The organism is Prosthecobacter sp., assembly GCF_044222345.1.
In the GTDB taxonomy this organism is placed as follows: Bacteria; Verrucomicrobiota; Verrucomicrobiia; order Verrucomicrobiales; family Verrucomicrobiaceae; genus Prosthecobacter.
On the sequence record NZ_JBGANL010000008.1, the window covers coordinates 58,361 to 74,517 of the forward strand.

Genomic DNA, 16,157 nt, shown 5'->3' on the forward strand with positions numbered 1-16,157 from the left:
GGCTTTACTTCGAAGGAGATGGGCAAGCCTTCCATTTGAATAATGTTGCTTTTATGGCATCAAAGCCCCCCCAAAAAACCATCTTCACGTACAGGACAGCCCCATGCCAATCAACCACCTGCGCTGCCTTCGAGGAGCCCAAACGATCCTTCGGTCGTTATTCGCCGCTCTCGCACTGACGGCTGTCGCTCATGCCGATGTTCTGGTCTGGGACACTAACATCATCACTGATGGCGCCCAGGACGGCACTGGCACCTGGACAGCAGGGCTGGCCAATTGGTTTAATCAGACACAAACGCTCCAAAATCGGACCTGGGTCAATGGCAGTGATGCAGTGTTTGGTGCCGGCAGCGGTACGGCTGGAACGATCACTCTCAGCGGCCCGGTCACTGCGGGCAATCTGACGTTCAATGCAGCAACCAGCGGCACCTACGTCCTGGGCGGCGGTGGTTCACTTACCTTGGTGAACTCCACGATCACCAGCAATGTCGCGGCAACAATCTCCGCAACACTGGCGGGAAATACGGCATGGTTCAAAAACGGCGCGGGTACACTGACCGTGGGGGGGAGCAGCTCCAACACACTCACCGGACTGCTGACCGTCAACCAAGGCCTCCTCACGCTGAACAAGACCGGCGGGGCCACGGCGGTCGCCGGGGATCTGGCCATCGCCACAGGCGGGATGGTCAATTTCACCAACAGCACCACGAATGAGATTGCAGCCACGGCCGCCGTATCGATGAGCGGTATGAGCAGTGTTTTCAATGGCACCGGCCCGAATGCAAACACTGGCAACGGCCTGAATCAGACGCTGTCGTCATTGATCATCACCGGGGGCACTTTCAATTCCGGAGCGAGCAGCGTCTGGAACATCGGTGCAGTGAGTTTTGCAGCCGGTGAGAACAAGGTCTTTGTCGGCAATAGCGGCTCCATTCAGACCTTCGGCAGTCTTAGCCTCGTGGGCATGAATGGTGTGGCTTCAGCAACAGCTGTGGCGAATGGTTTCACCATTTTTGGAAATGGCGGCAGCCTGGCCAATCGGACTACCCTCACCATCGGCGCTGGAGGTTTGTCACTGGACGGCAGCATCATCCACCTCAGCGCCGGCACAAGCGGCAGCGAGCTGGTCCTCAATGGCGATGTCACTACCAGCGGCACGACCGCTTCCTCGATCACGCGAGAGGCCGGCACGGGGCTGCTGCCGTATGTCAGCCTGAGTGGCACCACCGGAGTGGTGAGCCGGACCTTCACCGTGGGCGGCGGTGGTGCGGATCTGAGCATCGCCCCGATCATCTACAATGGCGCTGCCACGACGGCATCCTTGATCAAAAATGGTGCCGGCACATTGATTTTGACCGGCACCGAGGCAAACACCTACACCGGAGATACCATCATCAACGCGGGCACCTTGCGCCTCAACAAAACGGCGGGTGTCAACTCCGTGGCTGGCAGCATCATTGCCAACACCGGCGGCACATTGCAGCTCAGCACCAGCAACCAGATCGCCGACACGGCGGGCATCACGCTGAACGGGGGAGTGATAGCGGGATGGAGCACGGATGAAACAATCGCATTTTATACCCAGAATTCTGGCGGGATCACCGGCAGCAACATCGGGCATGTCACCATCACCGGTGCGCTCACTCTGGCGGGAGGGAGCATGCTCACCATCAACAGCAACCCCGGCAGCGCCACTCCGGCGAGCTGGAATGTCGGCAGCGCCATCCTCACCGGAGCTGACATTTTGATCGGAGGCAGCAATGGCGCGGCCAATCCACGCACCTCACTGACCATCGGCTCCGGCGGGCTGTTCATGGCCGGACGCACCATCACCATGAATGTGGGGGATGCGGGCGTGATTCTGTACCTGAACGGTGACTTTACCGGCACTGGAACGAACAGCTTCAACACCAATGCGACTTCCAGCGTGCAGCCGCTCCTTGAGATCGGCTCGGCCTCACGCACCTTCAATGTTCTCAATGGCACGACCACCGCGAACGTGATCATCAGCGGTGCGGGCGGCAGTCTGGTGAAAGCCGGCGCCGGGCTGCTGCAGGTGACTGCGGTAAACAGCTATTCCGGCACCACCACCATCAGTGGCGGCACCTTCAGTGTGGCGGGCACGAGCGGTGCATTGACCAGCACGACGGCCCTCATCGTGAACCATGGTGGTATTTTGCAGGACGGCAGTTCCACCACGGCGAACAACAACAGCGTGGCCAACCGCATCAACGCGGCGGCGGCACTCACCCTGGGCGATGCCTCGGGTGGTGGCACATTCACCCTGATGTCCGCAGCAGCGGGATCGCACACGCAAAGCCTGGCCGGCCTCACGATCTCCGGCGGTGCAAACACGGTGAATGTGATGGCCGCAGCCAGCACCACCGCCACGCTGACCTTCAGCGCTGCCAGCCCCTACTTGCGCACCGGCGGCACGGTGAATTTCATCCAAAATCCGGCCGTGGGTGGCAGCATTGTCTTCACCAATGCGCCAGGCGGAGCTGGAAGTGTGGCCGATGGATTGCTGGTGGGCGCCACGCTCAATGGCACCGATTTGATCGCGGCACAGGCGGGTGTGCTCACCGCCTACAGCGGCTGGATTCCCACCGGCACGACGACTTGGACAACGGGCGGTGCCATGGACGTGACCGGCAGCAATTTGACGGCCTACGGCGCCACCAACATCGCTGCGCTGCGGTTCAACACCGTCGGGCCTTTCACCGTCACGCTGGCTGGCACACACACGATCGACACCGATGTCATTTTGATGACGACGAATGCGGGAAGCGGCGCCTCGCTCATCACAGGCGGCACGTTGCAGGGCACTGTGGGTGGAGATCTGACCGTGAGCCAGTACAACACTGCTGGTACACTGGAGATCGCCTCCATCATTGCCAATAATACCAGCGCCACCGGCTTCGGCAAAAGCGGTGGCGGCCTGCTGATCCTGAGCGGTGCCAACACCTTCTCCGGCATCACCCGCGTGAGTGAAGGCGTGCTGCGTGCGGCAGATGGCACGGGCCTGCCCACGGGATCCGCCCTGCTGCTGAATGGCGGGGTGTTTGAATCCACCGCCGCCACGTTTAACCGTGCACTCGGCACCACGGCGGGTGACGTGCGTCTGACAGGCAGCGCGGCGGGGTTCAGCGCGGCGGGCACTGCAGTGACGGTGAATCTCGGCGGCAGCGGCGCGACCCTGCAGTGGGGTGGCACGAACTTTGATACCTACACGCTGGTGTTGAACGCCTCCACCGCCACGGCGGCGTTGAACTGGGTGAACGGCATTGATCTCAATGGCACCAGTCGCAGCATCCGGGTGGATGCCAACACTGCCACCCTTTCCGGCGTGATCAGCAACAGTGTGACCGGCTCGGCAGCGGGCCTCAGCAAGTCCGGCGGTGGCACTCTTACCCTGACCCAGGCCAACACCTTTGACGGTGGTGTGACGGTGACCGGTGGCACGCTCGGCATCGGCAACAATCAGGCTCTGGGATCGGGGGTTCTGACCGTGAACGGTGGCAGCCTCGTGGCAGATGGTGCGGCGCGTGCCGTCAGCAACAATCTCGTGCTTTCGGGAGCTGCCACAGTCAGCGGGCTGAATACGCTCGCCCTTAGCGGCGTGGTGAGCTCCACCGGCACCCTGAACAAGAGCAACATCAGCATTCTGGAGCTGAGCGGCAACAACACCTACACCGGTGCCACCAATGTGAGCGGCGGCATTCTGCGCGTATTGAGCAACACGGCGCTCGGTTCCACCGCAGGCGCCACGTTCGTCACTGGCACCTCGCATGTGGAGCTGGAGGATGGCGTCGTTGTCACTGGCGAGACGATCACCGTTTCCAGCCCCTCTGGCGCCAGCGGAACAGGAAGCCCCACGGTAAACCGCGGAGGTTTGCAGGCTGGCGTCAACGCCACCGCCGAATGGGCGGGAGATGTCATTCTCGGCGTGGATCTGGCACGCATCGGTGTGCAGGAGGGCGGCACCCTGACTATCAGCGGCAACATCACCGATGGTGCCAATAATTTCACGCTGCGCCTCAGTGGTGAACTGACCGGCACCGGTGGTGTGATTCTCTCGGGCACCGGCAATGCCTGGGATGGGCAGACTGAAATTGTGCGGGGCACGGTCTACCTCGGTGCGGACAACACCCTGCCCAGCACCGCGATTCTGGACATTCACTTCACCAACTCCAACAACAACGAATACGCAGGCGTGGAGATGAACGGTTTCAATCAGATGATCGGCAGTCTGCGCAACGATGGTGTCACAGGAACCAACGCGGAGCTGAAGAACAGCAGCCGCAAATTGTCCACCCTCACGATCAATGAAACGGGTGCCGCAAATTACACCGGCATCCTCACCGGCAATCTGGCCGTGGTGAAAAACGGGGCCGGTACTACCACGCTGTCGCAGACCAACACTTTCACCGGTGGCATCACTGTGAACGCAGGCGTGCTTCAGGTGGCAAATTCCGGCGCGCTCGCCAATGGTGATCTCACGGTCAATGGCGGCGCGCTCACGGGTGGCAAGCTTGATCTGAACAACACCAGCACCACTGTCAATGCGCTCAGCGGTGCCGCAGGCGCGGTTTCCGGCATCATCGCCAACGAAAGCGCCACCAGCGCTGTCCGTATCCTGACGGTCGGCGTGGATCATGCCTCCAGCACCTATGCGGGCCAGATCGTGAACAACACGGGCGGCACTGCGCTTGGTACTGTGTCCTTGGCCAAAATCGGCACCGGCACGCTGACACTCACCGGCAGCAACAGCTACACCGGCGATACCACGATCAGCAACGGGACCCTGGTGTCGGACTACAGCGCAGGAGTGCCCCTGAGCGCCACCTCCACCATCAAGATGAACGGCGGCACGCTGGTGATTGCTAACGCCACCACGGCGACCATTGGCGCCATCACCCAGGTGCAGAATGCCGGCTTCACCACGGGTGTGCTGCGGATCGAAAACGGTGCCACCATCACCACCAGCGCTTTCGCGGCGGAAGGGTACACGCCTTTCCTTCTGGATGTCACCGGCGGTGGCACCTTGGTGGCAAATTCGCTCACAAACGCCGGCGTCATCAACGGCATTCTGATGGGCACCGGCAGCAACCGTGCCACCCTGCTTGTGCGGGATGACGCCGGTCTGGGGTTCGCCACCCAAAATGGAGGCAATGCAATCGTGCGCTACACCGCCGCCACCGCGCTCACAGTGAGCAACACATCTGGCACCACGAACTTCATCCTCTCGGGCGATGTGACACGCACTGCCAGTCTCTCTTTCAATACCATCCAGCTCGACACCGCCGGGGGCAATGTGACGCTCGACATGGGTGCCAGCAACATCACCGTCGGTGCCAACGGCCGCAGTATCTTGGCCACCGGCACCCACAATGCCACCATCACCGCAAGCACAGGCGCTGTCACCGGTGGTTCCATTTACTTCACCAATGACAGCACAGGCACCCTGGCTCTGGACATCAGTCTTGCCACTCAGACCGTGATCATTGCCGGCACCGGCCTCACCACCTACAGCCAGACCGGCAATCCCGCCGACCTCTATGTCAGTGGCGGTGTTTTCCGCATGCAGGGAGCCGCCCGCGACTACAACACCAACATCCTCCGCATCTATGGAGGCGGCGTTCTCGAAATTGGGGCGGACTTGAACGACGCCGCAGCCGGTGATTTCACCCGTGCAGTCGGCACGGGCGTAGGGCAGGTGGCTCTGGTGGGAAATGCCGGTTTCAGCGCATATGGTGCGGATCGCATCGTGGCGCTCGGCGGCACGGCAGCACCGACGGCGCTGACCTGGGGCGCCGCAAACTTCCTCAGCGGCCCCGGCGGCGACAATAACTACAGCCTGATGTTCGGCTCCGCCTATTCGACGAACACCGTCGAGTTTCAAAACACCATCAACCTCGGTGCCCGTGAACGCATCATCGATGTCGCCGATGGCACCAGCACCACCAATGTGGATGCACGCCTCACCGGTCAGCTCAGCGGCACGGGCGGCGTCGTCAAGGAAGGCGCGGGCACTCTCGAATTAACCGCAGCAAACACCTACAGCGGAACCACGCGCGTGAATGAAGGCGAGCTCCTCATCAGCGCGACTGGCACTACAGGCACCGGCGCTGTCACTGTCGCTGCTGGCGCCTCGCTCATGGGTAGCGGCGTGGTGCAGGGGATCAGTTTCACGCTGGAGAGCAATGCCACAGTGCAGGCCGGAAACGGCACGACAGCGGGAGATCTCGGCACGCTCACTTTTCAATCCTCCGGCCAGGCAGTCTTCGACGTGCAGACTGATTCCCAGGTTATCCTCGGTATCACTACCGCGAACAATCAAGCAGCCATCGACCCCTTCTTCGGCGGCAACGAGATCGGCAGCGCTGGCTATAACGCCTACGTAGATGCTTTTGGTGGCGTCGGCACGGGCCAGCATGATCTGCTCAAGTTTGACGGAGCTGCCGGGACCACGCTCACGTTCAGCGGTAATGTGCAGGTGCTGCCGGACCATTTGACCGCTCAGGCAGGCCAGGTCTTCAATCTGCTCGACTGGACTGCGATGGTGAACACCGATTTCAGCAGCTTCGCTGTCGGCACAAACTTTCGCACCGGCGCTGGCGATGATCTCACACAGTTCGATCTGCCGGAACTCACCGGCGGCCTGGCCTGGGACATCAGTCGCTTCACCACCAGCGGAGTCATCGTTGTCGTGCCCGAGCCCGGGCGTGTCATGCTCCTGCTGCTCGGTGCCATGATCCTTTGTTGCCGCCGCCGCCGATGATCTGTAGGTGAGACGTTGCGCGGTGCCCGGTTCCCGCCACACTCGCCCATGCTCCGTACCCTGCCCGTCCTTGCCTTTTTCATCGCTTTTGCCAGCGCTGCCGAACTCAAAACCGCCAACGCGGGCATCGAAATTTCAGCCGGGAGCCTTGGCAGCTTCACGCTGACCTACCCTGAGTTTGATCCGGTGTACAAACCGATCGAGGTGAGGGCAGCAGGCGCGAATACGACGGTGCGCTATGAAGGCGGGGCCGAGTGCGCGGTTTCCATCAGCAAAGACGAAATTGAACTCACTTTCAAAGGCGTGCCGGCAGGTGCGAAGTCGTGGAAGATGTCCATGCTCATCGGCATCGCCTTCGCCAAAGGCGGCTCGTGGAAGATTGCAGACAAGGAAGGCTCCTTCCCGGCGGAAAAGTCCACGCCACCCCATTTCGCGAGCCTGAACAGCACGAGCTTCCTGCTGGAGAATGCGCAGGGTCAGAGCCTGAGCTTCAACACGCCGGATTATTCGTTTCAGCAGCTCACGGACAACCGCGAGTGGAACTGGGCCATCTACAACTGGTTCTTCATGGTGCCGTACAACAAGGACCAGCCAACGGCCAAAATTCACATCACTTCAGATCTAGCAGCCGTCGCAAAGCTGGTTGATCCCTTTGGTCAGAGCCTCAAAGATTCGTTCCCGAACAAGCTCAAAAGCCTGAACGATCTGAAAGCGGATGTGGAGGCAGACAAGGCTTACTACTCCAGCATCGAAGCACCAAGGCTGGACCGCTTCGGCGGTCTGCCCGGAAGCGGTGAAGCGTTGGGCCTGAAGAAGACCGGCTTTTTTCATGTGGAGCAGAAGCAGGACAAGTCCTGGCTTGTTGACCCCGATGGAAACGCCTTCTTCCACCTCGGCGTCTGTGGCTTCGCGCCGAGCGACGACTATACCTACGTCACAGGTCGCGAGGGCATCTACGAGTGGTTGCCAAAGGCAGAGGGCGAATTTGCCAGTGCCTTCCGGCCCGGGGATGGGGAGGCGAATTTCTCCTTCTATCTCGCGAACGTGATCCGCAAGTTCGGCGCTCCCTATGCTTATGAAGCGCATGCCACACGCATGATCGAGCGGGTGCGCAAATGGGGCTTCAACTCCATCGGCGCGTTCAGCCCAACGCCGGAGAAGGCACATGTGAAGGCTGATTTCCCCTATGTGACCAGCCTGCCGATCAATGCCTGGGAAGGCGTGCCGCGCATCCCCGGCGTGCATGAGGTATGGGATCCGTATGATGCAGCGACCGCGCAAAAGATCGCCGAGAACCTCGCGCGTGAGCTGCCTGCGCGTGCGAATGATCCGCTGCTCATCGGTTATTTCATCGTGAACGAGCCGCGCTACGATGAGATCTCACGCGTCGTTCCATCCCTCACAGGTAAACAAGCCTGCAAGCGGCGCCTGGTGGCGGTGCTGAAGGACAAGTACCACTCGGTCAATGTTTTCAACACCGCATGGCAGCTCAAAGCGGCCTCCTTTGATGAGTTGATCGATGTCGGGCTCGCGGTAACCACCGACGCGGCCAAAGCAGATATGAAAGCATACGTGGGCGCGTTCATGGAAACCTACTTCGCGCAGATCGAAAAGCTGTTCCGTCAGCACGACACGCACCACCTGCTCCTTGGCAGCCGTTTGCAGCCGGTGACCATCAATGACGAGCAGCTCTGCCGCATCATGGGCAGGCATCTTGACGTCGTATCTTACAACTACTACACCATGGGCGTCGATACGGCAGCCTTGAAGCGCTTCCACGAATGGACTGGCAACAAGCCGATGATGCTCAGCGAGTTCTTCTGGGCCTCGCCCAAGGACAGCGGACTGGTGGGCGGGCGCGAGGTCAGCAGCCAGCAGGAGCGCGGACTGGCCTATCGCAACTACGTCGAGCAGAGTGCCGCCCTCGGATTTGTCATTGGCATTGAGTGGTTCACGCTCATCGATCAGGCCACCACGGGGCGCTGGTTTAGCAAGTACAACGGCGAGAGCTACAACACAGGCCTTGTCAGCGTGGCCGACCGTCCTTGGAAGGACATGCTGGCCGAAATGATGAAGACCAACCACACCATCTATGACCTTCTGCTTGGCAGGCGCCTGCCGTTCGCCTGGGATGACCCCCGTTTCCGTGCCGAGGTAAAATAAAGCTGCCAGATCAAGGATGGTCATCCAGGTGCCAAGGATGCGCATCTGGTGCGGGTTGTGACTTGTGCTGGTGAAATGCAAGTCTCTTGGCTAAGATGTGGTTTATGCCATCCAAATCCAAAATCGTTCAGCTCGTGGCCAGCGGTGACCTGCGCCTTTCTGCCAATCAAACGTGCTGGGCGGCCCAGGCAGCCATGGAGGAGGCGCTGGGCGCTGCTCTTAAAGCGGAGGGCTGGGAGGTCAAACGTGCGCATGCACTGGACGCATCCAAGAAGCATGGGTTCATCGATTCGCAGCGGATGGGCATGGAGGTGTTTCGCGGCATCGACCCCGAGGCACCGCTGATCGTGGCGGAGGCGGTATGGCAGTACTCGCACCATGTGCTGGCCGGCTTGACCACACATCGCGGCCCGATTTTGACCGTGGCAAACTGGAGCGGCCAGTGGCCCGGGCTGGTGGGCATGCTGAATCTGAATGGCTCGCTGACCAAGGCGGGCGTGAAATACTCCACGCTGTGGAGCGAGGATTTCACCGACACTTTTTTCAAGACCAAGCTCAAGCAGTGGCTCAAGACCGGCAGCATCACCCATGACCTCAGCCACGTGCAGAAGCTGGAGAAGGTGAAGGTGCCCGCAAAGCCGGCGGCACTGGGCAAGGAACTGGCCGCCACGCTGCGTGCTCACAAGGCCATCATGGGCATCTTTGATGAAGGCTGCATGGGCATGTTCAATGCCATCATTCCAGACCATGCGCTGCATGCCTGCGGCGTGTTCAAAGAGCGGCTGAGCCAGTCGGCGCTTTATCATGAGACGATGCAGGTCAGCGATTCAGACGCACTGGCCATCCACACCTGGGTGGTGAAGCACGGCATGACCTTCCAGCTTGGCGACAATCATCCGACCCAGCTCACGCGCGATCAGGTGCGGCTGCAGTGCAAGATGTACGCTGCCGCGCTGCGCATCGCGGATGACTTCGGCTGCGATGCCATCGGCATCCAGTATCAGCAGGGCCTGAAGGATCTCCTTCCTGCGAGTGATCTCGTGGAAGGCATGCTCAACAACTCGGACCGCCCGCCGGTGAAGTCACGTGATCGCAAACGCACCCTTCTCGAAGGCCAGCCGCTGCTGCATTTCAATGAGGTGGACGAATGTGCCGGACTCGATGGCATGCTCACACAGCGTGTGCATCGTGCCATGCAGCAGCCGGTTGAAACCACCCTGCACGACATCCGCTGGGGCGAAAAATTCGGCAAGGACTACGTCTGGGTCTTTCTCATCAGCGGTGCGGCGCCGCCCGCGCATTTCGCCGAAGGCTGGAAGAGCGCTGAGGGCTTCCGCCAGCCAGCGATGTACTTTCCCAGCGGCGGCTCCACGCTGCGCGGCATTTCCAAGCCGGGCGAGATCGTCTGGTCGCGCATCTACGTGCAGGATGAAGCGCTGCACATGGACATCGGCCGCGGCTGTGTGGTCGATCTCCCGCGTGAGGAAACCGAACGCCGCTGGCAGCTCACCACGCCGCAGTGGCCGATCATGAGCGCGGTGACTTATGGCGTGAGCCGCGATCAGCTCATGGCCAAGCATCAGGCCAATCACATCCAGGTGGCCTATGCCAATGACGCCAAGGCGGCGGACGAATGCATGTTTGCCAAGGCGGCCATGGCCCGCGCCCTGGGCATGCAGGTGAATGTATGCGGCACGCTGTCGCGTTGATTGTTTTACCCAACCATGAAGCTCCTCCAACCCCTCCTGCTTGCCTGTCTCTGCAGCCACGCTTTTGCCGCTGACGGCCTCACGCCCCTCAAGTACAACAACCCCGGCCTCGTGGTCGATCTTGGTGTCGGATTGTGGGCTTGGCCGCTGCCGATGGACTTCGATGGCGATGGCGATCTCGACCTTGTGGTGAATTGTCCCGACAAGCCCTACAACGGCACCTATTTCTTCGAGAACGCCAGTGGCGACACAGCCAGGAACAAGATGCCCGTGTTCAAGCCGGGCAGGCGCATCAGTGCAGGGAAGCAGAACGTGCAGGTCAGTTACGTGGACGGCCAGCCACGGGTGCTTTCACCCGGCAAAGAATACCCTGACTTTCTCAAAACCGGCCTCGATCATGAGCAGAAGCTGCCGGTGGACGCGAAGGTGCACCCCAACAAAATACGCGCCGACATGTGGCGCATGGCCGACTTCGATGGCGATGGCAATCAGGATCTCATCGTCGGCGTCGGCGACTGGACCGAGTACGGCTGGGACAATGCCTACAATGAAAACGGCCGCTGGATGAACGGCCCCCTGCGCGGCTACGTTTACGTGCTGCGCAACACTGGCACAAACGACAAACCCGCCTACGACAAGCCCAAAAAAATCATGGCCACCGACCGCCCGGTCGAAACCTTCGGCTGGCCTTCACCGAACTTGGCGGATTTCGATGGCGATGGCGATCTCGACCTGCTCTGCGGCGAGTTCCTCGACGGCTTCACCTATTTTCAAAACACCGGCACCCGCACCAAGCCCAAGTATGCCCTCAGCGTGCGTCTGAAGGCGGACACGGGCCGCTATCTCACGATGGATCTCGAAATGATCACGCCCACCGCGATTGACTGGGACAAAGACGGCGATTTCGACCTCATCTGTGGCGACGAAGACGGTCGCGTGGCCTTCATCGAAAACACCGGCAAGCTGGATAACAAGGCACCCGTCTATGCCGAGCCGCGCTACTTCCAGCAGGAGGCGGATCAGGTGAAGTTCGGCGCGCTCGCCACGCCCGTCGGTTTCGACTGGGATGGCGATGGCGACACAGACATCATCTGCGGCAACACAGCAGGCTACGTCGCCTTCATCGAAAACCTAAGCGGCAAAGGCGTCGAGCAGCCAAAGTGGGCGGCACCCGTTCGTCTTGAAGCCGCAGGCAAAGTCATCCGACCGATGGCCGGCCCCAATGGCTCCATCCAGGGCCCATGCGAAGCCAAGTGGGGCTACACCACCCAGACCGTCGCCGACTGGGACGGAGACGGCCTTCCCGATCTCCTTCTGAACTCCATCCTTGGTAAGGTCGTGTGGTATCAAAACATCGGCACACGTCAAAAGCCGAAGCTTGCCGCCGCACAACCCGTCGAAGTCGAATGGAACGGCCCGCAGCCCTCGCTCGCCTACGGCTGGCTGCGTCCAGAGGGCAAGGCGTTGCTCACTCAGTGGCGCACCACACCAGTCGCTGTCGATTGGAACAAGGATGGCCTCACCGATCTCGTCATGCTCGATCAGGAAGGCTACCTCGCCTTTTTTGAGCGGGCGAAACAGAAGGGCAAGCTCATCCTCAAGCACCCGCAGCGTGTCCTTTGCGCCGCTCAGGATGCCAAGGCCCCCGGCCTGCTCGACAAGGCCCTCACGGCCATCAAAGTCAAAACACCCGTCGCCATGAAGCCCGGCGAGCCACTGCGCCTCAATGCCGGCATCGCCGGCAAGAGCGGCCGCCGCAAGATCTGCATCATGGACTGGGACAAGGACGGCAAACTCGACATCTTGCTCAATTCCGCCAACGCCAACTTCCTCCGCCAGACCTCCAGCGGCGATGGCAAATGGTACTTCGCCGACATGGGCCTACTCATTGATGCCAACATCGAAGGCCACGACGTCAGTCCCACCACGGTGGACTTCAACGCCGACGGTCTGCCGGATTTCGTCGGCGGAGCAGAGGACGGGCATCTGTATTATCTGAAGAATCCGAAGACAAAATAGTCCCAGGACTACTTTCCTCATGCGCTGCGCAGTGTGCTGAGTAGTGACGAGGCATGACGCTCCTCGAACTCCTAACCCTCAGCGCAGCAGGCTGTGCTGCCGGGGCGATCAACGCCATTGCGGGTGGAGGCACACTGCTGACGTTTCCGGTGCTGCTCATGTTCGGCACGCCTCCCGTGCTGGCGAATGCGACAAGCACCGTGGGGCTCGTGATCGGCACGGCGGGCAGCATCGTCGGTTTTCGTGGGCATTTGCAGGCGATCCGCACGAAGCTGCTGCAGTTCATTCCGGTCTGCCTCGCCGGCGCGGTCATCGGGAGCTGGCTGCTGACTCAAACCAGCGACGATCAGTTCTCGAAGCTCATTCCCTTCCTCGTCCTCTTCGCCACCGTGCTGTTTTTTCTCCAGGGTTTCCTGCGCAAGTCCGCCACGGAGTCGAAATCCAAGGAGCTGTGGTTCTCCCTCGCGCTGCAGCTGCCTGTGGCGATCTACGGCGCGTTTTTCGGCGCAGGCATCGGCATCCTGATGCTCGCATCGTTCGGTTTCATGGGCATGACCAACATCCACGAGATGAACGCTCTCAAAAACGTGCTCGGCTCGCTGATCAATGTCATCGCCGCCGTATGGTTCATCGCCGTCGGCATGGTGAACTGGCCGCAGGCGCTGGCTCTGACGGCAGGTGCGCTGGTCGGCTACTACCTGGGCGCGCATTTCTCCCAGCGCATCCCGCCGCAGCGGGTGAGAAACCTTATCACCCTCATCGGACTGGTCATTTCAGTGCTCATGTTTTGGAAGCAGTTCGCATGACAAGCGGCTCCTGATGAAGTTCATTGCCATCATGAAAACCGGCTTTCTCTTTTGCATCGCTATGGGCCTTGGCGTTTCGAGCTGTTCTCTCATCACGGTTCCGGTGAAGACGGCGGGCAGCGTCGTTAACACGACGGTATCCACCACAGGCAGAGTGGTGACGGCTCCCTTTGAAGCGGTGGGACGTAAAAATGCAGTCAGTGTAGAGGAGTCAGAGTCACCGCAGTCCGGCACAAAAACGCGCGTGCTCGACCGGAAGCCGCAGCGGCGAGAGACTCCGCCGGACGAGGTCAATCAATAACGGGCGAGTGCAGACAAGCGGGCCGTGCAGCTCCGGCCTGGAAACGATGAGGAGCCCTCACGCCAGCTGCCATGGACCGCGCATCGGCCGCGTCAGCATGGTCGAAGCTTCAGCATCTTCCAGCACCTGCTCCTTCGACGGATCCCAGCGCAGCTTGGAGCGGTTCAGCCGCAGGGCGATGTTGGCCAGATGCGCGATGGTGATGCTGCGGTGCGCGTATTCAATGGGTGCGGCGGGTTTCACGCCGTCCTGGATGGCGTCGATGAAGTTACGGAAATGATCTTTGCTATCGTAGAGGCGCACATCACTATCGGCCAGCGGCTTGCGCAGCGAGTCGGGCTTGATCTCCAGCTTGCCCCGGGTGCAGAGCACGCTGCCTTCTTCACCTTCAAAAATGATGCCGGAGCCAAAGTCTTGCTTGTCCGCCACGCGCACCGTGGTGCCATCCTTGTAGCGATAGGCGAAGGCGAACGTCGGTGGCGTGCTGTATAGACTTCCGGGCAAGGGCCAGGTGGCCTTCATGTCGAAAAACTCCACCGGGCCGCTCTCATCCTGCCCCAGCGCCCATTGCACGATGTCGAGATGATGCGCGCCGAAGTCGGTGATGTTGCCGCCGGAGTAGTCGAAAAACCAGCGCCAGTTGGAGTGCAGCCGCGCCGGGCAGAAAGGGGCATCAGGCGCCGGGCCGAGCCAGAAATCGTAGTTCAATCCCTCGGGCACCGGTGCAGGCGCGGTTTGCGCGGCACAGCCGTTGTTGTCGCGGTTGTCGCTCGCCAGACCCACACGGATTTGTTTCAGCTTGCCGATCCTGCCATTGCGCATGTATTCACAGGCCATGCGGAAGTGGATGTCGCTGCGCTGCTGGCTGCCAGTCTGCCACACAACCTTGCTGTCCCGTACCACGTCACTCATGAACCGTCCCTGCGCCACGGTGAGGCTCAGCGGTTTCTCGCAGTAGATGTTTTTTCCGGCCCGTGCCGCCGCCACGGCCATCAGCGCATGCCAGTGGTCCGGCGTGGCGATCTGCACGGCATCCACATCCTTGCGTGCCAGTACCTCGCGGAAATCCTCATGCGTGGCACAGCCCTGAGTGCCGTAGGTCTTGTCCACCAGCCGCCGCGCCGGTTCGCGGCCCAGGGTTCCCGCCTTTTTAATGATGCCCTTGTTATAGCGGTCGGATTCGCGCTCCACATCACACACCGCGATGACCTGCACACGCTCATCCTGCAGGAAATTCTTCACCACATCCGTCCCACGGCCGCCGCAGCCGATCAGGGCGAGGGTTGTACGGTTGGAGGGGGCTACGGTGCCATTTTTTCCCAAGGCAGAAGCGGGGATGAAGGTAGGAAAACCCAAAACGGTTCCGAGGGCGGAGCCATGTTTCAGGAACTGGCGGCGGGTGGGAGCGGCTGGGGATGTCATGACGCTATTTCAAACGTGGATTCAAAGACGGTCCTTCAAGTAAGTCTGAACAGGTAATGCCTTCAGCATTAAATGTTTAAAATGGACAAGATAAGGATATTTAATTAGATGATATTACTTAGTAAAATAAATGTAGATTGTAATCTGGTGGATAAAAAATACTATGATGCTCTCGTTGGTTACAAAGTTTACCGCCATGAAGACTCACCTTTTTGCCAGCCTCTGCCTTCTTCTTGCCACCACCGTGTTGCTTCCTGCCCGAGAGTTTACCGATCTGCAGGGCCGCAAGCTTGATGCTGAGATCATCGCTGCCGCCAGTGGGCAGGTCACACTCAAGCGTGCAGATGGCCGTCTCTTTGCGGTCGCGGCCACCATGTTCATCACGGAAGACCAGAAGTTCATCACAGAGTGGGCGGACAATAACACGAAGTACAGTTTCGAGGTCACCTACACCAAGAAGAAGCTCAACGAAACGCGCACGAAGCGTGGCCCTGTGACCTACGAGGACGAGACGTGGATCTACAAGATCAACATCCGCAACCGTCAGCCCACAAGCGTGGGTGACCTGCGTGTGGACTACTGGTGCTTCCGCCGCGAAGATGGGGGCAAAGGCAAAGGTTCGGCGCGCATTGAAACTTCCGGCAGCACCAAAATCGCAAGCGTGGCCGGGTCTGCGACGGCAACTGTGGACACTGCGGAAATCGTGCTGCACAAGCAGGAGCTGGCGGGAGGCTTCTATTTCATCAATGGGGACGACGCGATCCAGTCTGACGGCATGGGCGGCTTTGCCCTGCGCATCTTTGACCGCAAGGGCCGGGAGGTCTACAAGTGGGCGACCAAGGAGGATCTCTTGGTGGCAGCCGTGGGCACGCCGCAGGCAAGAGGTTCCAACTCTGAATCCCGCGCGAGTTCGAAATAGTTTGCTGGCGTCCACGATTGGGAGCGCTACGTAATTC

Annotated in this window: 8 protein-coding genes; 7 read left to right on the top strand and 1 reads right to left on the bottom strand. The window is 60.3% G+C overall.

Translation table 11 applies throughout. The features are described 5' to 3' along the window. Positions 1–103: 103 nt before the first annotated feature. From ACILSL_RS06795 to ACILSL_RS06820, 6 genes are all read left to right on the top strand, one after another. Positions 104–6,781, top strand: a complete 6,678-nt coding sequence (locus ACILSL_RS06795; protein ID WP_395731246.1) for an autotransporter-associated beta strand repeat-containing protein — start codon at positions 104–106, stop codon at positions 6,779–6,781. A gap of 48 nt (positions 6,782–6,829) precedes the next feature. After that, a complete protein-coding gene (locus ACILSL_RS06800) occupies positions 6,830–8,944 on the top strand; it encodes an agarase (protein ID WP_395731247.1) in 2,115 nt (704 codons plus the stop codon). Between the two features lie 104 nt (positions 8,945–9,048). Further along, positions 9,049–10,653 carry a fucose isomerase gene (locus tag ACILSL_RS06805; protein WP_395731248.1) on the top strand — a complete coding sequence of 535 codons (1,605 nt, stop codon included), beginning with the start codon at positions 9,049–9,051 and terminating at the stop codon, positions 10,651–10,653. A 15-nt stretch (positions 10,654–10,668) separates the two neighbouring features. Then, positions 10,669–12,672, top strand: coding sequence for an FG-GAP repeat domain-containing protein (locus tag ACILSL_RS06810; protein ID WP_395731249.1), 2,004 nt, complete (start codon positions 10,669–10,671; stop codon positions 12,670–12,672). A gap of 53 nt (positions 12,673–12,725) precedes the next feature. Then, complete coding sequence (locus tag ACILSL_RS06815) at positions 12,726–13,478, top strand: sulfite exporter TauE/SafE family protein (RefSeq protein ID WP_395731250.1); 753 nt, start codon at positions 12,726–12,728, stop codon at positions 13,476–13,478. A gap of 13 nt (positions 13,479–13,491) precedes the next feature. Further along, complete coding sequence (locus ACILSL_RS06820) at positions 13,492–13,779, top strand: hypothetical protein (RefSeq protein ID WP_395731251.1); 288 nt, start codon at positions 13,492–13,494, stop codon at positions 13,777–13,779. Between the two features lie 57 nt (positions 13,780–13,836). Here the strand turns inward: ACILSL_RS06820 and ACILSL_RS06825 are convergent, their stop codons facing one another. Beyond that, positions 13,837–15,201 (bottom strand): Gfo/Idh/MocA family protein, encoded by a 1,365-nt coding sequence (locus ACILSL_RS06825; protein ID WP_395731252.1) that lies wholly within the window; start codon positions 15,199–15,201, stop codon positions 13,837–13,839. A 196-nt stretch (positions 15,202–15,397) separates the two neighbouring features. Between ACILSL_RS06825 and ACILSL_RS06830 the strand changes: the two genes are divergently transcribed. After that, on the top strand, positions 15,398–16,120 hold the full coding sequence (locus tag ACILSL_RS06830; RefSeq protein ID WP_395731253.1) for a hypothetical protein: 723 nt from the start codon (positions 15,398–15,400) through the stop codon (positions 16,118–16,120). Positions 16,121–16,157 lie beyond the last annotated feature (37 nt).